Origin of the sequence: Carboxylicivirga sediminis (assembly GCF_018156225.1) — a bacterium.
Classification (GTDB): domain Bacteria; phylum Bacteroidota; class Bacteroidia; order Bacteroidales; family Marinilabiliaceae; genus Carboxylicivirga; species Carboxylicivirga sediminis.
On record NZ_JAGTAR010000005.1, the window covers coordinates 120244 to 144046 of the forward strand.

Genomic DNA, 23803 nt, shown 5'->3' on the forward strand with positions numbered 1-23803 from the left:
TAAACATATGCACAGATTATTAGCAATATGCGCACTGGCTCTGGCAACTTTAGCCTGCCAGCAACAAAGGCCATCAGAAAGCCAGAAAACAACTGAACACAAAACTGTTGTTTACCAGGTTTTCACCCGACTATTTGGTAATACAAACACAACTAACAAGCCTTGGGGTACCATAGAAGAAAATGGCGTTGGCAAATTCAGTGACTTCACCGACAAAGCCCTTTCTGAGCTAAAAGACCTTGGAATTACACACATATGGTACACAGGCGTACCACATCATGCGGTTATAAACGACTATACAGTGTACGGAATTTCTAATGACGACCCTGATGTTGTGAAAGGTCGGGCTGGCTCACCCTATGCTGTTAAAGACTACTACAATGTGAATCCTGATCTGGCTGAAAATCCAGCCAACCGTCTGGAAGAATTCAAAGCCTTAATTGACCGTACGCATCAGCACGGTATGAAAGTATTGATAGATATTGTACCTAACCATGTTGCCAGACACTACGAAGGCAAAAATAATCCGGCAGGTGTATTGGATTTTGGAGCACAAGATGACACTTCAGTAGTATATGCCGTAAATAACAACTTCTATTACATCCCCGGCGAATCATTTAAAGTACCAAATCCTGAAAATAACTACCAGCCACTGGGTGGAGAAGCACATCCATTAGCTGATGGCCAGTTTGATGAAAATCCTGCCAAGTGGACAGGCAATGGCTCCAGACTGGCACAACCTGGTTTTCATGATTGGTATGAGACAGTTAAAATCAACTATGGCGTGCGCCCAGATGGAACAAAAGATTTCCCGGAGTTACCGGAAGGCTATGAACTAAAGGACTATAAAGCGCACTATGCATTTTGGCAAAACAAAACGCTTCCAGATTCGTGGCTAAAGTTCCGTGATATTGCCTTGTACTGGACCGAACTGGGAGTTGATGGCTTTCGTTTTGACATGGCAGAAATGGTGCCCGTTGAGTTTTGGAGTTTTATGAATTCATCCATCAAAATGGCTAATGAAGATGCTTTTCTGCTGGCTGAAGTATACAATCCAGCATTGTATCGTGATTACATCCACAAAGGTAAAATGGATTACTTGTATGATAAGGTTGAATTATACGATACGCTTAAACACATCATGCAGGGTCATGGCTTAACCGATAACCTGCCTGCTATACAAGACGGTTTGAAGGATATTGAACATCACATGCTTCATTTCCTCGAAAACCATGACGAACAGCGCATTGCAAGCCCTGAATTTGTAGGTGATGCGAAGAAAGGGATGCCAGCCATGGTTGTTTCGACTACCATCAGTACAGCCCCGACAATGATCTATTTTGGACAAGAAGTAGGTGAACCAGGTGCTGAAAATGCAGGATTTGGCAATCATAGCCGTACAAGTATTTTCGATTACATAGGTGTACCGCATCATCAGCGCTGGATGAACAATGGTGCATTCGATGGAGCTCAGCTTTCAAATGAAGAAAAAGAACTAAGAGATTTCTATAAACGTCTCCTGACTTTCTCGGTAAAAAGTCCGGCACTCATGGGTGAATACAAAGAGATTCACACCATCAACCGTTCAAATAATGAGAACTATACAGATAAAACTTTTAGCTTCGTGCGCTGGTGCGATAAAGAGCAACTAATCATTTGCTCAAACTTTCAACCAAATAACTCGCAGAACTTTCTTCTAAAGATACCTGCAGAAATCATCAAGCAATGGCAGCTCTCGGATGGACAATACCAACTGACTGACCAATTATATGGCAGCACAAATAAGCTATTAGTTGAGAATGGGGAGGGTACGATAGATATCCATACCGAACCACTCGCTTCATTTATTTATAAGATCGACAACTAAACAGTACAACCGGTGACACTTCGAGCAAGGTCACCGGTTTTTTGTTTAACACTTTTATTCCAAAGCCCTTTGGGATACTGCGATTTCATATACCTTTACAACAAAAAATGCAAGTTAAACCTTCCACCTACAGCCCACTTGAGGAAAAGCTAAATATCTACAGTCATCTGGCTGGTATAATACTAGGCTTTGTAGCATTAATCTTTCTATTATTTAAAGCCAACAGCACTTTATCATTGACAGTTTATCTAAGCTATGGCGCATGCATCATAGCACTTTTTACATCTTCTACTTTATATCATTCTGAGAAGGATTCTATTCGACGAGCACGGCTAAAGGTATTCGATCATTGTGCCATCTATTTTATGATAGCAGGCTCCTATATTCCCTTTCTGATACTTGGCATAGGTACAAGTTGGGCCTGGTGGCTTTTGGCCGGTGTTTGGCTATTAGCCATTTCCGGAAGTATACTTAAGCTGTTTTATGCAGGTCGTTTTCAAATTCTCTCAACCATTAGCTATGTATTGCTGGGCTGGATTGTTGTAGTGGCTATTAAACCGCTAATAGCCGCATTAAGTACGCCAGCTCTGACCTGGCTGGCGCTGGGAGGTGCATTTTATACCTTGGGTGCAGTTTTATACCAGATTAAGCGCATACCTTTTAATCATGCCATTTTTCATGCATTTGTATTATTAGGTGCCTATGCCCATTTCCATGCTATTTATTGGCATATCTGATTAGCAAATCAAATCGTCAAGCACTGCCTCAAAGGTTGGAAACTCAAAATGGAAGCCATCTTTCTCAAGTCTTTTAGGCAACACTTTCTGTCCAACCAGCAAGGCATTGGCGCCTTCGCCAAACATCACTCTCAACAGTTTTTCAGGAATCGCTGGCAATACAGATTTTCTGGTACGTTCTTTAATGGCCTCAGTTATTTCCAGATTCGATAGCATTTGTGGTGCAACTAAATTATAAATCCCATTTGATGCCTCTCGCCTGATGAGATACCAGAAAGCACTTAACACATCATTTAGATGGATAAATGGGAAAACCTGGTGTCCATCGCCCAGCCTGGCCCCTAATCCAAATTTAAATGGTTTAAGCATCCGGGGAAATGCACCGCCTTCATTGCCCAAAACGACCCCTAGCCTAACAATACACAGGCGCACATCTGTCAAAGACTGAACTTTATAAGCTTCGGCCTCCCACTGCTTACACACATCACCCAAAAAATCATTGGCATAGTTGGTCGAAAACTCATCATGGACCTCAAAACTATCATAAATACCAACCGCTGATGCTGTTATGAAAATTTCAGGCGAAGTTTCCATCTGGTGTATAGCATCTACCAGTACATTTGTTGTATTTATACGACTGTTTAGTATCTCTCGCTTGTAGTTAGGTGTCCATTTTTTAGCGGCAATAGGAGCTCCTGCCAGATTTATAACAACTGAGCACCCATTTAATAATGTTTTGAGCTGTGATTTTTTGCTTTTAAAATGCTGTCGTTTTAAGCGCACAACAGTATAGCCATTGCATTCAAGGAAATTACTCAATGCATTACCTATAAAACCTGTGGCACCACTTATTGCAATCTTATTATCTATTCGCCCCTGAGGCATAATCATCTAGTTTATCAAGTTAACCTATAGCTATCAGGATTTATTCAAAAATTCCTGCAACTCTTCACCACTTACTCCCATCTCCATTTGCCCTTTACTAAAAAACGAAATACGTCCGGTTTCCTCCGACACAACAATAGCATGAGCATCTGTAGCTTCGGTGATACCCATGGCTGCCCTGTGCCTTAAACCAACGCGCTTTGGAAGATCAGTATTTTGAGAAACAGGCAGAATACAGCCTGCTGCTTTTATTTTGTTGCCGGTTATAATAACAGCTCCATCATGCAGTGGGCTGTTTTTGAAAAATATATTCTCCAGTAGTTGTGAAGATATGACCCCATTAATCAACTCACCTGTCTGCACATAATCAAGTAATTCTGAATCCTTAGTGATAACAATCAGCGCGCCGGTTTTGGTTTTTGCCAATGACAGACAAGCTCGCACAACTGGCTTATTGTAGATGGACATCATTCCTTTTGATTGTGACATAAACACCTTATCCATTGAAAAGCGTGTACTCACGTTGTACCTCGATCCCAGCAACAAAAGGAAGCGCCTGATCTCTTGCTGAAAAACGACTATGAAGGCCACTACACCAACATTAACAATATTGTCGAGAATGGTGGATGACAACTCCATGCCAAATGTTTTGATTAGTATCCAAAACACGATAAAAGCAAAGATGCCCAGCATGATATACAAAGCCACTGTTCCTTTGATTAGCTTATAGATGCGAAACATCAGGTAAGCAACCAAAACAATGTCGACCAAATCGATAAATCGTATATCCAGAAAAGTCATTGAATAATCAGGCTTTTGTAAGTTGACGCACTAAATTAATACATTCTACGGCTTCTTTGACATCATGCACCCTTAAAATGTTGGCGCCATTCAATAATGCTACGGTATTCAGGGCAGTTGTTCCGTTTAAAGCGTGTTCAGGCAATATATTAAGCAACTTGTATATCATAGACTTACGAGAAACACCCACCAACATTGGCAATCCGAATAACTCAAACTGCTTTAGCTCTCTTAATAACTCATAATTGTGTTCAAGCGTTTTGCCAAAGCCAAACCCTAAATCAAGAATTATATCTTTAATTCCACAAAATCTTGCCTGTTTGACTTGTTTGGCGAAAAACAGGCTGATATCACCAATCAGGTTATTATAGGTAGGATTCATTTGCATATTTTGAGGTGTACCTTGCATATGCATCAAAATATATGGTACACCCAACTCCCCGATTTCTACAAACATCTTTTCATCCATCATACCGCCAGAAATATCGTTGATGATATCAACTTCAAAATCATTTACAACCATCCGACTCACTGAGGCTCTGAAAGTATCTACTGAGATAACTGCATCTGGAAACCTTTTACGAACCCAGGAAAGTGACTGTGTCAATCGGCTTATTTCCTCCCGCTCTGAAACATGCATGGCACCCGGACGCGATGAATAGGCTCCAATATCGATTATATCACCTCCTTCATTAATGATTTGTTCACAGCGTTCTATTATTTCTTTCTCCAACTGATACTTACCTCCATCAAAAAATGAATCAGGAGTAATATTTAAAATCCCCATTGCCAATGGCTTATCCAGAGACCGAAGCTCACCTTTAATATTGATAACATGACTTTTACCCGACATTTCAACAACTATTAGATAATTAATTTAAACATGATGGATGAAAAATTGTTAATTCTCATACAAAGCTAAAACAAATAATTTGCACGGCTTAGCAAGCGAAAATTTTTGCTTGAAAAATGAACCTGACGTTAAATTTTAAGATGTTATATTTATTAACATTTGACACAAATCACACTTAATAGAGAAATTTTTCATTAAATAAAATTAAGCATACAAACCTACACCTGAATACCTTACAACCACAGATACAATTGATAACAAACGTTAAAGCGTTATTTTTTCAATATGCCTGTAAATAAAGTTTTATATTTGCGTAAGCGAAAAAATAAACATTTAATGCGTTAAATGTTAAGCTTTAAAAGCGCGCTATTTCTGAATTAAAGGAAAATCAAATATTACACTAATTAATACCTATTATTATGAAAGTAACAGTAGTTGGAGCAGGTAACGTAGGTGCAACTTGTGCTGATGTTCTTGCCTACAGAGAAATTGCTAATGAGGTTGTTCTTGTTGACATTAAAGAAGGTGTTGCGGAAGGAAAAGCACTGGATATCTGGCAAAAAGCTCCGATTAACTTGTATGATACCAGAACAATTGGTTCTACTAACGATTATGAAAAAACAGCGGGTTCAGATGTTGTAGTTATCACATCTGGTTTACCTCGTAAGCCAGGGATGACTCGTGATGATCTGATTTCAACGAATGCAGGTATTGTTAAGTCGGTTACCGAAAATGTGGTTAAACACTCTCCGGATGCAATTATCATCATTGTATCGAACCCACTTGATGTAATGACTTACCAGGCACATTTAACATCTAAATTCCCACGCACAAAAGTAATGGGTATGGCCGGGATACTTGATACTGCTCGCTACCGCGCATTCTTAGCTGAAGAGTTAAATGTTTCACCAAAAGATATTCAGGCTGTTTTAATGGGTGGCCACGGCGATACAATGGTTCCTCTGCCCCGTTATACAACTGTTGGTGGTATTCCGGTAACTGAATTAATCGATGAAGATAAACTAGATGCCATTATTGAGCGTACTAAATTTGGTGGTGGCGAACTGGTAAAATTGATGGGTACTTCGGCCTGGTATGCACCAGGATCAGCTGCAGCTCAAATGGTTGAAGCAATTGTAAGAGACCAGAAGCGGGTATTCCCTGTTTGTATTAAGTTGGATGGTGAATATGGCATTAACGACTGCTACCTGGGTGTTCCGGTAATTTTAGGCAAAAATGGTGTTGAGAAGGTAATTGAACTTGACCTTAATGCCGACGAAAAAGCGCTTTTGGAAACCAGCCGCAAGCACGTTTTGGAAGTAATGAACGTTTTGGATAAAAACGCCTAATTAAAGACACTGATTATATAATCTGATTCTACAGGCCCTGCCATTTTTGTGGCAGGGCTTTTATTTGTACGATAGCGAACAATTACATGTTGCAATACCGTTCATTCTTTTAGACTCTTCGAAGCCCATTTAGGCCACATCACCCTATCATACTGACACTTACAAAACATGGCACAAATTCTGAAATGTAGTTAGCGTAACCAACGATGGAGGATTGAAAGATGAAAACTACAGTTAACCATAACCACAGACACTCAGTAATTAACTACTTGTTTTTCGGTATTGCAGCCAGTATTTTTACTTTGAGTATATTTTTCTCACTATATCAACAAGAGGAAAAAGTAAGATTCGTAAAAGATATGTCGTTCATGGTCAACTCACGACTTACCAAACCCGTATCTACTTCAACCATCACTGAAACATACGCGGTAAATCTAAAGGAAATGATGAGTGACACGGAAGCTCCTTTAGTGGTAGAAGCATGGATGACTGAACCCTACCCTGTAACTGCATCAGCACAACCTGCAGCCATACCAACAGCCTATACTGAACAGGCAATAGTAGTAGAAGATTGGATGACTGACCTGAATAGCTGGTCTGCTGTTTCAAGCAATACTTTCGAAGAGGAAGCATTGGCAATTGAAAGCTGGATGCTGAACACAGAAGAGTGGGCTGTATTAAACAGCAACAGCGCCTATAATGCAAATACCTATGCCGCAGAGCAACTATATATTGAAGAATGGATGTTGGATTTAGACAACTATATTTCCTTACCAGCGAGCAACACTTTCGACGAGGAAGCTCTTACTATTGAAAGCTGGATGCTAAATACCAACGAATGGGCAGTATTTGCAGAAAACAGCCCCTTAGCAGAGTTTGTAGGAGAGCAACTTTACATTGAAGAATGGATGCTGGATTTAAGAAGCTGGTCAGTAATTTTCAATGATGCAGAATTTGAAGAAGCTCCCTTGACTATTGAAAGCTGGATGTTAGATACATCAACTTGGTTAGCTGACGCTAAATAACCTTTATATACGATTCCATCAGTTGGGCCGGACAGAAACTGTTCGGCCTTTTTATTTTATGCATGCCAGAGCTTTATCATGTATTCCTTCAGAAAAAATGACGCAATTAAAGCTATTAGTGCTATTGAGCGAAAATATTTATTAATTTTGCCCTGCACTACATTTAGGGGCTGACGTGGATTTGACAGCTTGGCAAAGTGGTGTGTAAGCATGTCGAGCGTTGTGGTACCGGCTCGTTAATCCCGGATCTCAAACTTTTTTAATTGGCGAAAATAATTACGCTCTTGCTGCTTAATCGAAGTATAGTAGATAAGCCCAATTTCGGCATAAGATGCTGAAACAAGACATCTCCCGGGTGCTAACGTTCTGAGGCGGCCCGATTCGGAGATGCTGGTAAATCGGAACTAGAAAACAGTTTGTCTTGCACTGCTTTCGAAATTTAAGAGACTAAGGTAGCGATCGGTGGCTTTGATCCAGTTGCTACCCGACAATTAAGTCAAAGCTAAGCATGTAGAAAGCACATGGCTTCCTTGTCTGGACCGGGGTTCGATCCCCCGCAGCTCCACCAGAAAGTGAAATAATTTGAAATATAAAACTTCAAATCATTTCACTTTCAGCTATTTAGATAAAATCTATTCAGCTTCTTGAATGTCTAAATCTCAACTTATTTCCAGATTTGTTTGACAATTGTTTGTACACAAAATGGAAAGATAATGAAAGCAAGAACAGAATTAAGGTTGAGAAAATCCTATTCAAGGCAAGATGGCTCACACCCGATTCATCTCAGATTAACAATCAACCGCCAATCAAGATATTTTTCTTTGAAAGTTTATTGCAAAGAGGAAAACTGGTTAAAAGAGAAGCAAGAAGTTAGTTCTACAGTAGAAAACAGTGCTATCATTAATTTGAAAATTTCTGATGCCAAAACAAGGGTAAAAGCAATTCTCAATGACTTTACCCGTTTTAACAAGCCTCCAACATTTTTAGAATTTACAAATAAGTTTCGTGGCAATTTCTCTAAAGATAATTTTTACGCATTTGCGCTTTCATACATTAAAAATCATGAGGAGTTGTCTGCAAACACCAGACGATCATACAAAAGTCAACTTACGAAACTGAATAACCATACTAGAATAAAGAACCTATCATTAGCGGAGGTTAATAATCTTGATTTTATACAAGGTTATAAAAACTACATGCATACCACACTTGAAAATAAAACGAATACTATAACCAAGTCCCTCGGTTTTATAAAAGCTGTATTGAATGAAGCCATTAGAAATGATTTACTAGATACCAATGTTTTCAATAAGATTAAGCTAAGTAAGGTACCTAGTAAAAGAGAGTATTTAACTTCTTACGAAATAGAGTTGCTTGAAAAGTATTACAGCTCATCAAAAATACCAAAAGGTGAAAAGAATGTTCTACGATACTTCCTATTTAGCTGTTATACCGGATTGCGATTTATGGATGTTAAGCAATTAACCCCCAAACACATTATTTCTAATTCAATTCTTTCTAATGAAAATGGAAGTGTTGATGACTGGAAAACTGTGGAAAAACAGATGCACAAAACTAAAATTGATGTAGTAATTCCTCTAACTAAGAAAGCATTATCATATTTACCTTCATATGAGCCTACTGCTCAGCAACCAATATTTAGAGTAATCTCCAACCAAAAAACGAATAAAACTCTCCGAAAGTCTATTACCAAATGTAAAATTGACAAAGCTAGTAACATTAGTTTTCATTGCGCCAGACACTCTTTTGCAACTAACACCTTACATAAAGGGGTGGCACTTAAATATGTAAGCAAAATGCTTGGACACACTGAAATTAAGACTACAGAACTCTATACAAAACCCAATAAACATTACTTAATCGATGCAATGAGAGTTCTGGACCAGTAGTAGCATTTTGAGGGTACTTTTTTTGTACTTTGGTACTAGAAGCTATCTAACTCATTAATTTATTGACAATTTGCTCAGTACAGAAAAAGTACTTTCATATACATCTCAGCACTAATAAACAATTCAAGTTCACCTAACTTCCCATCAAGGAATTTCCTAACTTAAACATCGGTAAATACATGGCAATTAGAATAACAGCAACCATCCCGCCAATTAAAATTATTAATAGAGGCTCAAGCATAGAACTCATTAAAGCGGTCTGGTGGTCTGTGTCTTCACTATATTGCTCATAAAGCCGTTTGAAGATCCCATCCAGTCTATTGGTTTCTTCCCCAACCTTTATAAGCGACACCATGCGTGATTCAAAAATGCTAAACCGGGCCATCGAAGCATGAAGTAATTTCCCGTGAAATAGGTCCATTTGAATCTGTTTTAAAGCCACTTCAAATGGATATAAGCCCATCATCTTACTTACTAAATCAAGAGCCTGTACTAAAGGAGTTTTTGCACCCGTCATCAGGGCCATACTTTGACAGAAACGTGCCATGTATATTTTGCGCACCAATGGGCCAAATAGAGGAATATTCAACAATAGTGATGATGAGCCTTTTCGAAACCACTCCTGATTTTTGAAGGTTTTATAGGCGAATGTAATACCAGTAATAGTTAGAGGAATTAACAACCAATAATCTCTAAAAGCTTTAGAAACACTAATGACACCCTGCGTTAAGGCCGGTAACTCTGAATCAAAACGCATAAAGGCATCTGCAAAAAGTGGTACGATAAAATTCATCATAAAAAAAACCGCACCAAAAGCTGTAAAGAATATCAGAATTGGATAGGAAAAAGCACTGGTCATCTGCTTACGCTGCTTCAAGCGCTTGCGATAGTACTGCGTCAACTCCTTCATCACTTCAATTAAGCGGCCACTCTCCTCGCCTATCCTCAAACTAAAGAATTCATACACACTGAAATGCTTATTACTTTCTATCGCTCCTGAAAAACTGGCTCCATGAAGTATTTTATCTGCGATAGATTGAAAAAGGTCCTTGAGTTGTTTATTTGTTTGTTCCTTTATTATTATATCCAGTGAAGCTTTAAAATCAAGACCTGATGTTATCAGAATCACTAACTCTGAATAAAACTCTTCTTTGCGCTTATCATTAAACACCTTACCCAATGTGATATCTTTCTTCCAGAAAGACACATGATCAGATGTTTGTTTATTCGCCTGTTGTTTCTTTATTTGTGCAATATCCAATGCCATCACTTAATCTCATCAAAGGTTATTCCTACGGGATAGTCTTTACTGACACTTATCAGATAGACCATTTCATGATTGATACAATCAAACGATATTTGTCCTACCAGTTCACTGCTCTTTTTTGAAGCGATAACCTGCGGTGGACGATGCTGAATGCGAAACGTATCGGCTGCAATGGCACTCTGCCTAAGCAAATAATCCTTCATAAATGCATATGAAACTACTTCTCCGTTAGAGATACAGTCCAAGGTAGTGCTATAAATCACTTGTTCTGCTTTGTCCATATCCGAAGCTAAGGCAGTATGCAACAGATTAATTTCTGTTTGAGTATGCCCTACCACTGTGACCGAATGAAAAAGCTGATAATAATACCGAACACCTGCATAAGCAAAGAGCACTACCAGCCCGGTTAATACCATAGCAATCACAGCCTCCAATACCGTGAAGCCTTTCACACATATATGTCTTAGATGCCTAATCTTCATTTACGGGTATTTCAATATACAGGCGACGACTGGCCAGTAACTTATCCTCACCTTGTGTTGCATTTATCTGTATTAACCAAAGTCCTTTTGCCTCATCCATTAACTGCGTCTGTTTCGAAACTGTATAAAGCTGTTTTTCAAGGATAAGTGGTTCAGTATTTTTTGTTGTGATTACCTCATTGACCAAATGATTAGTATCATACCAGGCACGCTGTTTCAACAGCCTGTCGGAACTGGAGAAAACAGTATTAAAAAGCACACCGGATAGAGCAATACTCATCGAAATAATGAAGATAGCCACCACCACCTCAATGATGGAGCTTCCTTTTACAGTCATTCGTTTTACCATGTGGCCACCTCCTTATACTTATGAATGTCATTTGTAATACAAAACGATGCATATCCATCGGGTAGCTTCCCCTCGTCAATGGAGCAGTCAATCATAAAATTTTCATAAAAGGCTCTGGCCGTCATTTCAACAAAACGGTCACAGTACAAACTGCCAATGATTTGCCCTTTAAAATTCACATCGCCATTGACATATACCTTTCCAACCAGACTACTGTTCTTCCCAATGGTTAGTGTGGTCTCCCCTTCCTGAGCTTGTTCAGAATAACAAACCACACCACCATTAATTTTACAACCACTATGGATGGTTATACTGGCTTTGGGTAATTTACTGAAAACTCCAAGGTAAGAGGGATAGTTAAGCTGACAGCCTGATTCCACCACAATGCTACCGGAGGCAACTGCCTGCAGTTTTCCCTTAAAGCCACTCTTAAAAACGATTGATTTACCAATTAATTGAATATTATTCAAAGCCACGCCCGGCCATACTTCAATGGTATCAGGCGAAAACAAGATGATGTTACTGTTATAAGATCCCTTATCCAACACCATACGTCCATGCGCCTGAATCAACAGGCTTTTCTCTGTGAATGGCTGATAAACTTTCTGTTTGGTTTTCAAGCTTTGAAAAGGAATAATACTATCTGTAGCGCCACTTTGTCCGCTAAAATAACGCTGATAATACTCCCGTAATTCATCTTTAATGGCTGGCATTGCCTCTTTACTCAGCTTCAAATGACCATCGTGCAGATATGGTCCTTCGAAATAGCGTCCTTCAGCATTTCCTTTACGAAGTCCCAATTCCGATAAATAGCAATCTCCATTGATATAGCTGTTACCAACCAGTGATACGTAACGCTTCTTATCCGGCATCCAAAGGGCCGCACGTATATTCTCCTGCTCAGCAAGCAATACTGTTTTTTGCTGTACCAACCTGCGCCATTGGGCGCTTGCAGTTAGTTTTTGAAGAAAGCCCCAGCGGTTCATCACGAGGTTAACAGGTGCCGAACCATCCTCAAACACATCCAGTTCCAGAGTTTTTGTTTTAGACAGTAATCCGGGCTGACAGCATACTTTCGTAAGGGCTGAATTTATATTATCAGTCAGCTCTGTGCGCTTATAAAAAAGTGCGTCTTCGTTGAAGGATAGCTGAAAGTAGGAAATGGTTAATAAGCCAATCATGCTTAAAATCAACATCACAAAGATGGCATAGTACAATGCTCCACCTTTGATTTTTCTGCATGAAAGTTTTATGAAGACATATAGGTTTTTATGGAGGAGCAAGCGGCTCATGATTCAGAATCAGCTTGCTTAGTCTCCTTCACTTTCGCACCCTTTTCTTTGCTTTTCTTCTGCCGCTTCTCTTTCTGTTGGGCTTTGTTAGCTTCCCGTTCAAGCTTCTTCTGTTCTTTATCCTTGAGTCGTTCCTGCTTATTAAGGGCTCGCTGATTCTTCCAGCGGGTTAGTAAATTTTCCTTTGCTGCCTTACTTTCATCGTACTTTACCAGAGTACCTTCTTTATACTTCGACTTTTCCTGTTTACCATCAGGCAGGTAATGAATCACTTCTCCATGCAAGCGCCCTTTTTTGTATTGCTCCTGATGAGTCTGTTTCCCATTGTTAAAAAAATAAGCCACGCCTTCTTTCAGGCCACCCTTGTAAGTGCATTCAAACGCTTTCAGTCCTTTACTATCCCAGGTTGTCCACAGGCCTTCTTTCAGGCCTTTCTGATAATGCCCTTGTTCAATTAATTGATCGTTTGAATTAAACACCTTGTAACTCCCGTGTAATAATTGACCGGCATATGCGCCCTGATTGACTTGAATCTTATCAAAGGCATACCAGGCATATAATTTATGCTCATCCAGTTCAATCTTATCCGATTTGTTCACCAATATGGATAACTCAATCAAAGTATCCGGTTTATGAATCAACACCGTTCGTTTTTCCGGGATGATATCGGCGCTGCTCTGAGCCTGGCTATGTAAGGCTAACAGAAGCAACAAGCAGTATATTAAAAGCTTCTTATAGTCCATTTCTTTTAAAATAACGTTTGTCGTTTTGGTATTCAAGGCCAATCGAATCGGGAGTAATGGCCAATACTTTTACCTGGTCTTTTAGCTCATTCTCACGTACCAGGTATTTTCTACTGGAAATCTGCAGAATAGCCATTGTTCTATTCTTGCGTCGGCTTTTAACCGTTCCTTTAAACTCTACCATGGGCCAACGTACCACCCTATTTATTGTGCGTTGTTCGTTCTTTGGCTCTTGCGGTTGTTCGACAGAAGGCTTTGTTTGATTTTTCAGGAAAGGATCAGAATAATTGTAAGATAATTGCCTGCGAATAGTGTCCTTACTTATTTCTTTGTTACTAAGCACCTGATTGGATTGGTATTCAACAGTGCTGTTATTTCCCGAACCTGAAAACACCTTCCAGAAGATGGTACCCCAAACTACCACTGCCAATGGAATAAGTATATAAAGTGATTTTTTGTTTTTCATGTTTCAGTTTAGGTTTCTCAAAGATAAAAAATCTAAGGAATTACCTTATTGTTAGATAGGTTTAATTTTAAACCTTCCTTGACAACATTGAAAGTAATACATCTCTCTAGCTGACTATTTTTCACTATTCAGAAAGCCCTTAAAACGGATCACTATCCGTTTGAAAACCGATAAGCATCGGTTTTTATGCAAAACCGCTCGGCGAAGTTTGCAACTTCGTCGAATCTAACGACTAGTCTGTGACTAAAAACATATTTGCATTAAAAAGCCACGCTATGGCTAACGTGGCTTTCTATTATTGTTTGCTTAGCAATGTTAGTTGAAAACTAACTTCCAACTCGAACGAAGTCACAGACTTCGCTCAGCTCCGGGATATTCGATTCACATTTACTATTCATTATCAGCTTCTCGAATACCATTAATCTGTAGTTTTATTTTCTCCAAAATTTGCTCTTTTGAAGTGAAAAATGATAAGAAATTATCTTTAGCATTCAGCATAAAAAAATATTTACGTCTACCTTTAAACCTAATACAAAGAATAAATGGTAGCTTAGTTACAATCGTAATATCTATAAAATCTGCGAATGCCTCTTTTTTAGTGGTAAATAAATTGGACAGCTTAAAAAATTCACGATTAAATTCAAGCTTGTATAATCTAGAATAGATAAAATTAAAGCTTAAGACTAGAGTCATACAAATAATTAAAATAATAAAATTATAGCCATCTTTATCAAAAAAGCAAAAAGGTAACAATATTATCAACATGAAAATAGCTATTGCTATCAAGTTAATTTGATAATATTTCACCTTTTCACTACCTATTACCTTGAACATTGGATATCTTTTTAAATTAAAATGTAATTCTTAGTCCGCCTTCAATCGTGAAATTAATTAACATACCATACCCGTATGAACCACTTGTTTGTACACCTGTAGATATTGCATTTTTACTCTCTCCAGTTATCGGATTACTTTCATGACTATAGGATACCTTTCCTGTTAAACCTGGTGTTCCAACTCCAATACCCCCTTCAATTTTATCTTTGCCCGTAAATTCTTTTTTATCCAGATCATAAGTGCCAGACCCATTAAGTTCTACGTCAACTCCTTCACCCCCTATACTAAATCCGGAGTTAAGTTCTAATTCACCATTTTTTGATGCATAGTCGAATTCTCCTGTAGGTCCATTTTTATCGATTCCTCCTGACAACTCCAACAACTCTGCAGACATTAAATTTCCTTTATAACCAGCGCCTTCAATCTTTACTGCTCCTTGTGCCCCTGCTGTAAGTCTAACATTGCCTTCAACATATGGTGTAACTTCAATATCTTCAACAGTTTCTTTTACCGTTTCAACAGCCTGCTTAACTACTGCTTTTGCAAGTTTTGTAGCTACATCTGCAACTACATTTTTAGCTCGCTTAACTATTTCATCAATAGGATTTCTACCATCAGGATCAATAAATCTCATGGGATTATCAAAAGCGTAATTATAAGGAGAGTGTCTTCGCATTTGTTCAGAAAGTGGATCTAATGTATGCCACCTCCCTAACGAAGCATCATAGAATCTAGCCCCATAATCGTACCAATCCAATACACTGCCTCCCAGTACATCGTCCTGTAGCTCTTTACCGTTGTAAAGGTACTTGTTGGAGTTATCCGGGGTTACCGGCATAAACCTGGAACCAAATGCATAGTAGTCCGACTTCTGTAGCAGCTGGGCATTACTGCTGGTTCCATCGCGGCTGAACATGGCCCGCGTATTGCCCAGGTGGTCCTTCAGGTAATACTCGTAGGTATATTCCGAACTGGCATAGGTAGTGACGCCTTCTTCGTTAAGAATGTAATCCAGGCTCTTGTCTCCTTTGTAAATATAGTTACCAAAATAGTAATTCACAACCGCACCGTTCTTCTTCTTGGCCAGCTTCTCACCGGCGGCGCTGTAAACATACTCCAGCCTGTCGCTGCCTTTCTGTACCAATTGGGGTAGGTTCAGCTGGTTGTAGTCAACCGTAAAGCCCCTGCGGCCATCAAGTGTTAAATTCCCGTTTTTATCGTATTGATAAGTTGTGCCTCCATTGATGCTCATCAGCTGGTTACCGGTCGCTGCTCCACTGGTATAATTGTAAGTAAAGTTATCTATAAGGCTGCCACTATTATCAGTGCGCTGCAGGCTCTGTATGTTGCCATTCAAATCGTAGCTCAGGCCTTTCTCTTCAAAGGCGTTACTGGCGGTCCAGGCGCTGCCATAGGTCTTGTAGTCCGATGCGGTCAGGCGGTTCAGGGCATCGTAACTGTAGCCATAGCCCTGCCGGCTGCTGCCTTCGGCATTCCAGATGGTGGCCGATATATTGCCGTTGAACTGTTCCAGGCTATTGTTCAGGCCACTCTCGGTGGTGTGGTACAGCAGGTTCATAGCAAACAGGTCGGCATTGCTGTCGCCCGTGCCATCATTGGCCAGGTTGGCCGGGTTATTGATGGAGCTTAACCAGCCTCTGATGTTATAGCGGTAATCCACGCTCTGTAGGTAACCCGACATGCCATCCTGCTGATGCAGCTGCTTGTCCACCAGTTCGCCCAGCTCATTGTAGCTATGCGCGGCCAGCGTTACCAGTCCGTTGCTGCTGTCACCAGCTATCTGCTGCTTAACGGTCAGCAGTCTCCCGGCATGATCGTAAGCGTAATGTTTATCGGTAGTGGTGGTGACACTGTTAAAGGTCACGGCCTGGCGGGTCTGAAGCGTCTTGCCAACAAAATCAAACTGCGTGCTGACCGTTTCTTCGCCTGCCTCATACAAATCCCTCCTCACCTGGATAGGCCGGTATTTGTCGTCGTAATAAGTTGTGACCATTAATATATCTGGCTCGTCAAGCACTTTGGTAGCTGTACCGGTTACCAAACCTTTTACTTTATCATTATAGTTCACATTACCATGCGTATCGCTATAGCCTGAGATGTTATTACTGCTTTCATCAAATGCCAATACATAAGGGTAATCATAGTTATCGTAGTAGGTCGCTGTGTGATATACAATACTGCTGGCATCCGTCGACCTTGGAAATGAAGCATCGTTATACCCCCAGTGTATGGTATTTGTCTTTTCCCGGCTGACATAAAAACTGCGGCCATTAGTATATTCATTATCAACCAGAGTCTGCATAGTTGCCTGATTATAGGTAGTGCCAAAGGTCACTTCACCGGTTAGCACCGGCCGGTTCAAGGCATCGTACTTGGTAAAAAGCCAGGTGTTAGCGTTGGTAAATCGCTGCTGCCCATCCTGCGTCAGCACCAGGCGGTCGCGCTTATCATACACCATCCACACCTTATCGGCGCCAGGTATTTTCTTCTCCACCATGCGCTTGCGGCCATCGTATTTGTAGATATAGCACCAGGGCTCAATAACGGTAGTATGCGTGTCGGCATAGCTCACTACCGTGCTGTTTTTGCCTATCAGCTTTGAGGCTTCGGGGGGCAGCACGTAACGCAACAGGCCATAATCATCGTACACATAGTAAGTTTCAACGGCTGTTTCACTACCGACCGTTCCCACATAACTGCGTTTTAACACCACCTGTCCCAGCTTGTCCTTGTACTCCTCGGTGGTGTGGAGCTTGCCCCTGGCCGAGGTCCAGTTCTCATCCTTTGTAACAGTTTTATACAGCTGGTTGGCCGCGTAAAAGTCTTTTTTAATCACGGCATTGCTGCCCACTTCAAAGAGCAGCACCCCAGTGGCTGCATCAGCAGTGTTGGTGCCATAATCCATCTTCACAGTATGGCCTGCAAAGGTTGGATTGCCATTGTCAAAGGTTGGCTGCCAGGCGGCTCCGGGAGCGCCCTGGGCCAGTACTCGGTTCAGGGGCGAGTTTTCGAAGACGGTCTCCGCATAGGGGTGGCTGTCGCTTGCTATATGCTCATGGGGTGCTCCGTAATAGTTAACAACGTCCACTTCGCTCATGGTATGGTAAGCTCCATAGTTGCTTTCCTTAACAATGGGCAGGTATTGCTTACGCTCGCGGCCAAAATCATCGTAGGCTATATGCTGCACCACGTCGTGCCCCGATGCACTGCCCCTGACACCCACCGTCTGCTTCAGGCGTCCCAGCCCATCGAAATACTGAATCTGTTCTGACTTCTCAGCCCGCTTCAGTGTACGAATATCGGCAGTATCTGAAACGCCTTCTTTGAGTATTGTAATAGCCGATATATAGTTTTCATTGGAGTAGCTGGTTGCCGTTGGCTGCAGTGTCACATTCACCTGCAAGGCATCGCCCCACAAGTAGGCCGGAGCTCCACTCCTGGAGCGGATGTAAACGGTGGCAGCACTTGAAAACACCTTCTCGAGCTGACTGTCGGCGGTGGAGGTGCCTCCTGCAGTACCTTGCCAGTAATAGCTAATGCCGGCTGGCGGTGTAGACAAACGGACGAGCGTTTGTTCCTCTCCCGTGATAATTGTTGGGCTAGAAGGAATAGATGGTTTGGTGTATACAGATACATTACCAAATCTTGGGGTTGAGCTCCACAGCTTAGAGACATTGTGCTGTGCGTTTAAACGATAATTGCCTTCACTGTTGAAAACCAAAGTACTCGCCGATGATATGCCTCCATCGCTTGTTTGCCAGTAATAGGAAATACTCTCTGTATTAATAGGTTTATGTACTGTTGTTTTGCCATCGCTATAAGTCACCCCGGGATATGGAGGTGGTGAAGGATTATAATAAACAGCTACTGAAGAACTTCTCACGTCACTCCATACCCCAGAAGCTGTATGCTGCATTCGTAAATAGTAAATATCATTACTGATAAAGGTTTTGCTATCTGCATAATCATCCATCGACTTGTTGGTGCTATTGCTTTGCCAATAAATTTTATATCCAACAGGATCAACAGGTTTGGTAACTATCGTTTTACCATGTTTATACTCAATGGTTGCCGCAGCTGGTGGCATAGGTTTAGGGTAAACGCTAACACTACCGCTTCTGGCAATACTCCACAAACCTGAGATATTATGACGCGAACGCAAATAGTAGGTTTCAGGGTAGGTGAAGACTTTCAAGCCTGAGTTAGTCATCGATGTTCCATTGCTACTGCTCTGCCAATAATAAGTACAGTCTGGAGGGGGTGGCGGAGCATTCATCTCTGTCTCGCCAGCTAAATACACAGGTACTGGTGCCAAAGGAATGGCTGGTGCATCATACACCTTAACACCCCCACTGCGCGCCTCACTCCACAGACCTGATATAGAATGACGCGAACGCAGATAATAGTTGCCATCAGCAGTAAATGTCTTGGAAGAAGCACTTCCTAAACCGGTTGACTTTGATAAAGTAGAATACTGCCAATAGTAAGTACAATCAGGCTCTGGTGTAGAACGGGTAACAACAGTTTGTCCGTCTTTGTAATTAAGCAATGCCACTGCTGGCGTAGCCGGCGTAGTATAGACCTTGACACTGCCACTGCGCGCTGAACTCCATAACCCGGATATATTATGTCGTGAACGCAGGTAATAGGTGCCGTTAGACGTAAAAACCTTAGTGGAGGCACTGTTAGCTGTTGAAGCGCCAGTGCTGCTTGTTTGCCAGTAATAGGTGTAACCAGATGGAGCAGACGGTCGTGTTAATACTGTTTGACCATTGCTATAGCTGGGAAGAGCAGGTGCCGGCGCAGAAGGTGTGTTATAAACACTTACTCCTCCGCTTCGCACACTACTCCACAAACCACTTACATTGCTCCGTGCTCTTAAATAATACGTTCCGCTTGAAGTAAATAGTTTAGTACTTGTACTATTGGAGGTAGAGGTACCTGTACTACTGGTTTGCCAATAATAGGTCACACCTGATGGAGGATTCGCTCGGGTTAACTTTGTAGAGCCAGGTGAATAGGCTACTAAAGGTGCCGGTGGCACCAACGGAACTGTGCCTACTTTCACCGAGACTTCATAAGGGCCGCTACCGGTATCAAAAATAATGCTTTGGTTTGAACTACTGGGTAGCGATACCAACTTAATATCAAAGGTATTGCTATTAATTTTGGTTGCTGAAAAATATCGAAAAATGAGACACCTGATAGTACAGGTTACCTGAGGCCCATACAAGCTGATTCGTTTAGTCTCCCCTATTGTTCCAGAGAATGTTAAGCTGGAGGGACTTGAGCCTAAAATAGTACAATCGCCAGGCTCATCTGGCAAATCATGTATGAAATCATCCGCTCCTTCGTTGTTGATTATCCTTGTTGTCTCCAACTGGGTATTTTGCTCCTCTTGTAATAATAACTCCTGACCGAAAACTATATTGGATAATAATAATAATAGAAACAATAAGCATGCTAGCCTAATGTTCATTAGATATCTATTTTTCATTGTTATTGGTTTGGTTCGTTTTTATAATGATAGGTGTGGTTCTTTATAATATTACCTGAATGGTCTTTTATACATTTTAATCGACCAAAACCATCGTACTCGTAATAAGTGGTGATACCATTCGGATCGGTTTGAGAGGTCATACCTTTTAATGGATCATAGGTATAAGTAGTAATTAATGCATCCTGAAGTGATGATGCATTTCTTAGATGAGTATTGAATTGCTCCCAACTGTATTTATTTGCTGGAAGCGTCATATCCGATAGTCCTGTCATAAAGATGTCCAGAGTTTGTGAGCCGAAATAGGTTTGAAGAACATTGTTTACAACTGACTCGAGCGTAACATAGTCTATTTTATCAGCTTTGATTACAGAAAGTGTATAATTGTATCCGTATATTACTGAAGTTGAATAACCCAGTTTTTCATCCTTATATTGGGATACATTTCTATAATCATCGTATTGTTCGACTATAAAAACATCCTCTAATTCTAATCCTTTAAAAGACTGCTCTCCATAATCAAATAAAACAGCACCATCACTTAAAGTCTTATAGTTTCGTCTCAGCCAAACATTTAAAAGTCCATTCGAGTAATTTTTCTCTTCAATCGCCTGGTTAATTTGATTAGTGATTACCATCTGCTCTAACGTCGATAATTGCTCATCTGTTAAACCTGCAATCTGAGACTTTTGGTATGGATAGAGAAGCTTCTTATTTGACATATTCCCTTTACTATCTTTAAATAACTCCTCGGTTATTTGATTATATTGAGGATCATAGGTATAGGTTATACTAGAAGCCACAGGCTCGCCTCCATTTTTATTATAAACTATGGTAGATTTTGATTTTAGCTTACTATTCCCAAGTTTAAATGCATAGTTTACTGGAATGTATTTTCTATCCCAATTTGCAGAAGCATCAACATAAGCTCCTGTAACAACTTCCTTTTGAAGAAACTTTAATGCATTTACTGAAATAATATTAGTGTTGGTATAGCTATAATCTTCCTCTTTTACTTTGTAGTAATTTCCATTATTATATCCATAGCTTATTATTTTATCTGTTTGAGATTTTAAATATTCAGGATATAGTAAATAATCAAAAGGAAAGTACTCGTTGCCCAAAAATCCAATAATATGATCTGTTCCTGTATAGAAATATTCATTTTTGCCAATATTTTGGGAAACTGTTCCAATGTATTCAGTCACTTTATTATACTCAACAGGTGAACCTCCATTATAACCAAAATCAACATATGAAGTCGAGCTAACAAATAATTCTGTTTTATTGTAGCTATCTGGATCTCCAATAACAGTACCAACACCTGCACTTTTTACCGATTTTGAATAATTTCTAATAGTTGGGCTTACCAACATACCCACACCAACTCCTCCTTTAACGCTTATATCACCATAAACATAGCCTTTTATAAAAGACGGCTCTAATTTCCCAACATCATAACTCTTCACAGCCTTTATTCTTAACCCTCCAGCAATTGAAGGATCCCATTCTTTAGGATCAGTTACTTCCACTACATCCATATAGCTTATTGTAGCTGAAGCATACGAAGCATTAATAATCGCATCAGGATCATTAGTACAGTCACATGTCTCAACTCTTAGCGTATAAGTTGTTCTAGCATTTAAATGAATATTAACCACATCAGATACGATTTGATCGGTTTGATGATGAACAACTTCATATATCACTCTTCCAATATCATCTGTCAATATTAATTTTGGATAATTTAAGCCATGTCCAATGGTTCTTGAGAACTCATATGAGAGGTGTGCATCACCACTAAATTTTGGTATTATTGTTACCGTATCTACCAACTTTGTTTGTAGTTGAAGCGATGGTTCACTTACATGACCAACTGCCATTACATTTTCTGGAATCCAAACTAATTCTGTCTGACTCCCGCCTTGGTATAAATTATTATTCAAATAATAATGTGGTTCAAACTCAAACTGAGTTGTACCTCCTGTTGGGTAAGTTATCTGATTTAAAACGCAGGCCTGAACATGTAATGCACTTGCAGCCCTATTAGCATTACCCAATAAAGTTGTACCATTACAAGAAGCAATTTTTGTTTCAGGCACCAAACTATTATTAGAATGCTCTCCATTATAGTATCCCCAAAAATCTTGAGCAGTAGTTTTTCTGGCAGGTAATTTGGTGGTATTGTATTCAAATCCATAATTTTGTGCTTGGCAATTAGGAGAATGCACAACTATAGCATTTAATTTCAGACTCTTATCGTTATTTTCATATGCTTTATATGTTTCAACTCTTTTGCCGCTCCATGGTCTATCAAAATAGGCATCATTTAAGAATTCTATATTCTTTATCTCTTTATACAAATCATTCTCTATCAGCTCATAAACTCTAACATTTGCCAATCTAACAGATTGTCCATCTTGCCTATCGGATGCTATATCAAAGCTTAGTTTACCATTGGAAAAATGTATCTCTGATAATTTACGACAATTCTGGATTGAGATGCTTGTTCCGCCCCAATTATAAGACTGAACGCATAAATTACCTGCATTATTACCATGTGCTTCTGTTATTATTGAATAGGTTTGACTCCCAAGGTTATAACTCCCATAACCATGAGTGTTACCATATTTGAATTTTATGGTATCGGATTTATCTGACGAAACAATATCTGTTAAATACCAGGCAGTTATATTTTTGTTGATACCAATATAATTTTCCCTGGAAGGTATAATTTCAGTTTCTTCATAAGCATCTTCTCCATCCAAACTTCGTCCAAATTGATAAATTGTACCATCAGGTGTTATTATCTCAAATTCCCAGATGCTTCTAGTCAATATTTTCAAATTATCCAGTCCCATTGTATAAAACTCACCATCATTGCCCATTAAAAACTGACCCGTATACCCATTAAAGTTATAATTATAAATATCAGGTTCTGAATCATATTCTCCTTCAAAACTTCGCTTAGCAAATAGGTAGTCATTTTCATCAGTAAAATCAAAACTACCTTCTGCACGTATATTTGAGCATCTACTCCTGTAGCCATTAGGAACAAAATCATCTGCTGCTCCCTTTATAGAGCGCGTTATTACTCCACCAACCATTAAATCCCAACCTAACCCAATCCAGGAAGCCTCTTGATCTACCTTAACACCAGAAGCATGATAGCTTAAGCTTATAGGAACAGAAAGTCGTTTTGTATTAATAGTATATAATGGAATAGATATATTTACTAATCCATTTTGAAGATTAACAGGATATTCACCATACTTACCAAGTGAGGCGGCAGTAGGTGAAGATGGAAAACTCATATTTGAATTCCATCTTGAATAGTCCTCATTCTGACCAAATGTGTTTAGTGGCATTAGATATATAACTAGCCAAAAAACAATTTTTATTATTCTTATCATATTTACAAT

General features: G+C 39.8%; 17 protein-coding genes and 1 other RNA gene. 6 read left to right on the forward strand and 12 right to left on the reverse strand.

The window, feature by feature from the left end; all coding sequences use genetic code 11:
* The first annotated feature begins 7 nt into the window (after positions 1-7).
* Both KDU71_RS05075 and trhA read left to right on the forward strand, forming a co-directional pair.
* On the forward strand, positions 8-1867 hold the full coding sequence (locus KDU71_RS05075; protein ID WP_212188826.1) for an alpha-amylase family protein: 1860 nt from the start codon (positions 8-10) through the stop codon (positions 1865-1867).
* Positions 1868-1974: 107 nt separating this feature from the next.
* Positions 1975-2604: a PAQR family membrane homeostasis protein TrhA gene (trhA, locus tag KDU71_RS05080; protein WP_212188827.1), complete on the forward strand. Its 630-nt coding sequence runs from the start codon at positions 1975-1977 to the stop codon at positions 2602-2604.
* Here trhA and KDU71_RS05085 read toward each other — a convergent pair whose 3' ends face one another.
* From KDU71_RS05085 to folP, 3 genes are read right to left on the reverse strand one after another with little or no spacing between them, the layout of a single operon-like run.
* Complete coding sequence (locus KDU71_RS05085) at positions 2605-3489, reverse strand: TIGR01777 family oxidoreductase (RefSeq protein WP_212188828.1); 885 nt, start codon at positions 3487-3489, stop codon at positions 2605-2607. It abuts the gene before it with no gap.
* Between the two features lie 33 nt (positions 3490-3522).
* Positions 3523-4290 (reverse strand): diadenylate cyclase CdaA, encoded by a 768-nt coding sequence (gene cdaA / locus KDU71_RS05090; protein ID WP_212188829.1) that lies wholly within the window; start codon positions 4288-4290, stop codon positions 3523-3525.
* Positions 4291-4297: 7 nt separating this feature from the next.
* Positions 4298-5143, reverse strand: coding sequence for a dihydropteroate synthase (gene folP, locus KDU71_RS05095; protein WP_244828208.1), 846 nt, complete (start codon positions 5141-5143; stop codon positions 4298-4300).
* A gap of 419 nt (positions 5144-5562) precedes the next feature.
* Here folP and mdh point away from each other — a divergent pair, with 419 nt between their 5' ends.
* The 4 genes from mdh (at position 5563) to KDU71_RS05115 (ending at position 9427) form a co-directional block, all read left to right on the forward strand.
* On the forward strand, positions 5563-6492 hold the full coding sequence (mdh, locus tag KDU71_RS05100; RefSeq protein ID WP_212188830.1) for a malate dehydrogenase: 930 nt from the start codon (positions 5563-5565) through the stop codon (positions 6490-6492).
* 221 nt (positions 6493-6713) lie between these two features.
* Entirely contained in the window at positions 6714-7517 is an 804-nt protein-coding gene (locus KDU71_RS05105; RefSeq protein WP_212188831.1) for a hypothetical protein, read from the forward strand.
* A 166-nt stretch (positions 7518-7683) separates the two neighbouring features.
* Positions 7684-8085: a transfer-messenger RNA gene (ssrA, locus tag KDU71_RS05110) on the forward strand.
* Positions 8086-8230: 145 nt separating this feature from the next.
* Positions 8231-9427 (forward strand): site-specific integrase, encoded by a 1197-nt coding sequence (locus tag KDU71_RS05115; RefSeq protein WP_212188832.1) that lies wholly within the window; start codon positions 8231-8233, stop codon positions 9425-9427.
* Positions 9428-9560: 133 nt separating this feature from the next.
* Here KDU71_RS05115 and KDU71_RS05120 read toward each other — a convergent pair whose 3' ends face one another.
* From KDU71_RS05120 to KDU71_RS05160, 9 genes are all read right to left on the reverse strand, one after another.
* Entirely contained in the window at positions 9561-10694 is a 1134-nt protein-coding gene (locus tag KDU71_RS05120) for a type II secretion system F family protein (RefSeq protein ID WP_212188833.1), read from the reverse strand.
* Positions 10694-11176 (reverse strand): PulJ/GspJ family protein, encoded by a 483-nt coding sequence (locus KDU71_RS05125; RefSeq protein WP_212188834.1) that lies wholly within the window; start codon positions 11174-11176, stop codon positions 10694-10696. The genes KDU71_RS05120 and KDU71_RS05125 overlap by 1 nt, the downstream gene beginning before the upstream one ends.
* Positions 11166-11513, reverse strand: coding sequence for a type IV pilus modification PilV family protein (locus KDU71_RS05130; RefSeq protein ID WP_212188835.1), 348 nt, complete (start codon positions 11511-11513; stop codon positions 11166-11168). Before KDU71_RS05130 ends, KDU71_RS05125 begins: the two co-directional genes overlap by 11 nt.
* A 5-nt stretch (positions 11514-11518) precedes the next feature.
* A complete protein-coding gene (locus tag KDU71_RS05135) occupies positions 11519-12706 on the reverse strand; it encodes a hypothetical protein (protein ID WP_212188836.1) in 1188 nt (395 codons plus the stop codon).
* 107 nt (positions 12707-12813) lie between these two features.
* Entirely contained in the window at positions 12814-13560 is a 747-nt protein-coding gene (locus KDU71_RS05140) for a toxin-antitoxin system YwqK family antitoxin (RefSeq protein WP_212188837.1), read from the reverse strand.
* Positions 13550-14026 carry a hypothetical protein gene (locus KDU71_RS05145; protein WP_212188838.1) on the reverse strand — a complete coding sequence of 159 codons (477 nt, stop codon included), beginning with the start codon at positions 14024-14026 and terminating at the stop codon, positions 13550-13552. Before KDU71_RS05145 ends, KDU71_RS05140 begins: the two co-directional genes overlap by 11 nt.
* Before the next feature lie 390 nt (positions 14027-14416).
* Positions 14417-14860 carry a hypothetical protein gene (locus KDU71_RS05150; RefSeq protein WP_212188839.1) on the reverse strand — a complete coding sequence of 148 codons (444 nt, stop codon included), beginning with the start codon at positions 14858-14860 and terminating at the stop codon, positions 14417-14419.
* A gap of 16 nt (positions 14861-14876) precedes the next feature.
* The gene (locus tag KDU71_RS05155) at positions 14877-20363 is read right to left on the reverse strand and encodes a DUF6443 domain-containing protein (protein ID WP_212188840.1); all 5487 of its coding nucleotides are present in this window, start codon (positions 20361-20363) and stop codon (positions 14877-14879) included.
* 20 nt (positions 20364-20383) lie between these two features.
* Positions 20384-23794: an RHS repeat domain-containing protein gene (locus KDU71_RS05160; protein WP_212188841.1), complete on the reverse strand. Its 3411-nt coding sequence runs from the start codon at positions 23792-23794 to the stop codon at positions 20384-20386.
* Positions 23795-23803: the final 9 nt, after the last annotated feature.